4 protein-coding genes are annotated in these 4,048 nt (G+C 65.6%); 1 reads left to right on the top strand and 3 read right to left on the bottom strand.

Going from position 1 to position 4,048, the window contains the following annotated elements; genetic code table 11:
• From EOA29_RS27875 to EOA29_RS27865, 3 genes are all read right to left on the bottom strand, one after another.
• On the bottom strand, window positions 1-1,881 hold a 1,881-nt coding region (locus EOA29_RS27875; protein WP_127221889.1), incomplete at its 3' end, for a PAS-domain containing protein.
• A gap of 65 nt (window positions 1,882-1,946) precedes the next feature.
• On the bottom strand, window positions 1,947-2,585 hold the full coding sequence (locus tag EOA29_RS27870) for an HD family hydrolase (protein WP_126094916.1): 639 nt from the start codon (window positions 2,583-2,585) through the stop codon (window positions 1,947-1,949).
• A complete protein-coding gene (locus EOA29_RS27865; RefSeq protein ID WP_127221890.1) occupies window positions 2,585-3,460 on the bottom strand; it encodes a folate-binding protein YgfZ in 876 nt (291 codons plus the stop codon). The genes EOA29_RS27870 and EOA29_RS27865 overlap by 1 nt, the downstream gene beginning before the upstream one ends.
• Window positions 3,461-3,543: 83 nt before the next feature.
• Here EOA29_RS27865 and EOA29_RS27860 point away from each other — a divergent pair.
• The coding region (locus EOA29_RS27860; RefSeq protein ID WP_189479008.1) for an amidohydrolase family protein at window positions 3,544-4,048 on the top strand (505 nt) is incomplete at its 3' end.

The following is a 4,048-nucleotide window of genomic DNA, read 5'->3' as shown; positions in this document are numbered from 1 at the left end:
GTCGACCGGAAAGCGCCGCAGATAGCCGAGCGAGGAATAGCCGGTGCCGAAATCGTCGAGCGCGATGCGAACGCCGAGCCCGCGCAATTGGCCGAGCGTCTTCAGCACCGTATCGCTCTCGTCCATCATCACCGTTTCGGTGATTTCGAGCTCCAGGCGGCTGGCCGGCAGGCCGGAAAAGGCAAGCGCCGAGATCACGCCGCGGGCGAAGCCGCCGCTCCTGATCTGGGCGGCCGAGACGTTGACGGCCATGCGCACGTCCCGCGGCCAGCTTGCCGCCACGCTGCAGGCCTTGCGCAGCGCCCAGTCGCCGAGCTGCACGATCAGCCCGGTTTCCTCGGCCGCCGCGATGAAGTCTTCCGGCGGCACCAGCCCTCGCGACGGCGAGCGCCAGCGCATCAGCGCTTCGGCGCCGACGATATCGCCGGATGCGATGTCGAGGATCGGCTGAAAATCCAGTTCGAACTCGCGCTTGGGGAGCGCCGCTTCGAGATCGGCTTCGAGTGCCAGGCGCTCCCGCACCATGGCGTCCATGCCGGGCTCGAAGAAGCGGTAGATATTGCGACCCTCGCTCTTGCCCCGGTAGAGCGCCATGTCGGCATTGGTCAAAAGCGTGTCGGCGTCCCGCCCGTCATCGGGATGGAGCGCGATGCCGAGGCTGACGCCGACATGCATCTCGCGGCCCTTGTCGCGATAAGGCTTGCCGATGATCTCGATGATGCGCTTGGCCAGCTTTTCGGCATCGGCCGCCGCCTTGATGTTGAACTGGATGATGGCGAATTCATCGCCGCCGAAACGGGCCACCACATCTTTCTCGCCGCGCAGGCAGCGCCGCAAGCGCTCGGCCACGCATTTCAGCAGCCAGTCGCCTGCCGGGTGTCCGAACGTGTCGTTGACGGCCTTGAAGCGGTCGAGGTCGATCGAAAAGATGGCCAGCGGCGCGGCGTTGGCCTCGCTCAGCGCCTGGTCGAGCCGCTCGCGGAACATCGAGCGGTTGGGCAGGTTGGTCAGGGTGTCGTGATGCGCAAGATGCGTCATGCGTTCTTCGGCGCGGCGTCGTTCGGTGACGTCGTCGAAGGTCACCACCCAGCCGCCGCTCATCGGCTGGCGTACGACCAGAAACGTCCTGCCGTCGGAAAGATAGCGGTAGGTCGACTGCATCTTCCCCGCCCGCAGGCAGGCTTCGGTCTTGGCGACTTCGCTGTCGACGTCGATCGAGGTGTAGATGCCGAGCTCCATCAGTCGTTCGAGCGCGTCGCGGTGCGTCGTTCCAAACGGGAAGTCCGCCTCGGCGACCTTGTAGAGCTCCAGAAAACGCTGGTTGCGCACGATCATCTTGCCGTCGGTGTCGTACATCAGCAGCCCTTGCGACATGTTGGCTAAAGCGGCGTCGAAGCGGCGGTGCTGCTCCTTCAACTCGTCTTCGGCGCGCCGCTGCTCGGTCACGTCCTCGTAGATCGACACCCAGCCGCCGGAAGCCAGCGGCCGGTGCGAGATGACGATGATGCGCCCGTCCGCCAGCGTCTCCTCATAGGTCGAGGGCCTCGCGCCGTCGATATAGGGCTTGCGGACGGCATAGAGCTCCTTGGCGCTTTGCGAGGCGATGCCGATATCGACGCTGTGCTGTAGGATGTCGAAGAAGCGGATGCCGGGCTTCATCACCTTGGCGTCGAGGCGGAACAGGTCGATGTAGTTCCGGTTGCAGATAATCATGCGCTCATCGGCATCGAACATGCACAGCCCGTGCGACATGTTCTCGACGGCGGCCGAAAAGCGTTCGTTCTGCGCTCGGAGTTCCTCGGCTATCCGCCTGGCCGAGCCAGCACCGGTTGCTCTCCGCTTGCTTGCGGCCGAACCAGCCTTGACATGAGCGACGGGCATGAGCGCGCCTGCTGACCGTGACTGAACACGTCACTGTCATCGCTGCCGGTTAATTTAGCGTTCTTTTACGTTGCGGAATTAACCGCAAGAAAAGCCTGGCGTTCAGCCTCAAGCGCCGTGAAACGCTTCAGAAATGCCGTCTGCGCCCAGGTCACCGAGCGCGGCGTGATGTCGAAACGGTCGGCGGAAAAGCCGCGTGGCCGGCCGAAATACTCGGTCGCCTCCGCCGTCGAGAAGCCGGCTAGCAGCGTCGCCTCGTAGTAGGCGGCGATCTGGTCGGCGCGCTTGATGTCCTTGCGCAAGGGCGCGCCGAGCTCCGCCGGCAGCGAGAAGCGCAGATGGATGGCGCGCTGCAGCCTCAGCTCGCAGTCCTTGTAGGAGCCGCCCATCACCGACTTGAAGGGCGAGATCATGTCGCCGATCACATATTCCGGCGCGTCGTGAAGCAGCGCGGCAAGCCGCGCTTCGGCGGACGCGGCCGGCACCAACTCGCCATAGAGCGCCTCGACCAGCAGCGAGTGCTGCGCGACGGAAAAGGCATGCTCGCCGCTGGTCTGGCCGTTCCAGCGGGCGACGCGGGCGAGCCCATGCGCGATATCGGCGATCTCGATGTCGAGCGGCGAGGGGTCGAGCAGGTCGAGCCGCCGGCCCGACAGCATGCGTTGCCAGGCGCGCGGCGGCGCGCCTGCCCGGTCGGCCGCCATCAGGCCTCCTCCGCGCTGACCGCGTCCTGCGGAAAGGCGAACTTGGCCCAGGCAGGAATGGCAAGCGTCACTGCGACGTCGCCGGCCATGATCTTCTCGCCGGCATCGAGCGCCGCCTTGACGCGGTCGATGCGGGCGATGGCAAGACCGGTTTTGCCACTGACCGAGCCGAGCGCGCCGACCGGCCGGCCGGCAACGGTGAGCTCGGTGCCGGAAGCGGGCAGGGAACCGTCGGCGGACGCGATCAGCACGCGGCGTCTCGCTGTACCGCGATGCTGCATGCGCGAGACCACTTCCTGGCCGACATAGCAGCCCTTCCTGAAGCCGACGCCACCGGTCTCGTCGAGCAGCACGTCGTGCGGGAAGGCGTCGCCGAGCTGGTAGTCGGAACCGCTTTCCGCGATGCCGTTGGCGATGCGCAGCGCCTGCCAGGCCCCGGGGTCGCCATCCTCGGCCGCGCTGCCATAGACACGCCCGACCGCGACATTGCGGAAACGGGAATCGGCAAGCGCTGTTGAATCAGCCCCGGCTGAATCAGAAGGTGAGGCGATTGAATCGCCGTCCCACGCAACCGTGACAAACACCTGATTCTGCTTGGCAATCTCGGCCTTTGCCCTTAGCCTGTAAAGCATCAGCCGGCGCAGGAAATCGTCGGCTATGTCGGCCCGGCACTCCAGGCGGAAGCCGATGTCGCCGGCGCGCGAGATGAGGAAATCGAACAGGATCTTGCCTTGCGGCGTCAGCAGCGCGCCAGGCTTGGCCTCGCCGGCGGCCAGTGTATCGAGATCGGTGGTCAGGATGTTCTGCAGGAAATGCTCGGCGTCGGGGCCAGACACGGAAATGAGCGCGCGGTCTTTCAGCAGGGCAAAGGGCATGGGCGGAAGCTGGCCTGATCTTGCAAAAACGATGGTCATTACGTAAGCCGGCCACACTCCCCCCGCAAGAGATTGGACCAGCCATGGCAATCACCTTCGACCTCATCCTGACAGGCGGCACGGTGGTCAACCATGACGGCGAGGGCCGGCGCGATATCGGCGTAAGGGCAGGGCGCATCGCTGCCATAGGCGATCTTGGCCAGGCATCGGCCGGTGAGACGATCGACTGCCGCGGCCTGCATATCCTGCCGGGCGTCGTCGACAGCCAGGTGCATTTCCGCGAGCCGGGGCTGGAGCACAAGGAGGATCTGGAGACGGGTTCGCGCGCGGCGGTGCTGGGCGGCGTCACCGCCGTCTTCGAAATGCCCAACACCAATCCGTTGACCACCAGCGAGGCGACGCTTGCCGACAAGGTGCGGCGCGCCACCGGTCGCATGCATTGCGACTTTGCCTTCTGGGTCGGCGGCACGCGCGACAATGCCGGCGATGTCGGCGAGCTCGAACGGTTGCCGGGAGCGGCCGGCATCAAGGTCTTCATGGGCTCGTCCACCGGCGATCTGCTGGTCGAGGATGACGAAGGCGTCGCCT

Origin of the sequence: Mesorhizobium sp. M1E.F.Ca.ET.063.01.1.1 (assembly GCF_003998155.1) — a bacterium.
GTDB lineage: Bacteria > Pseudomonadota > Alphaproteobacteria > Rhizobiales > Rhizobiaceae > Mesorhizobium.
Note: the sequence above shows the minus strand (reverse complement) of the source record. Positions and strands in the feature narration are given on the sequence as shown.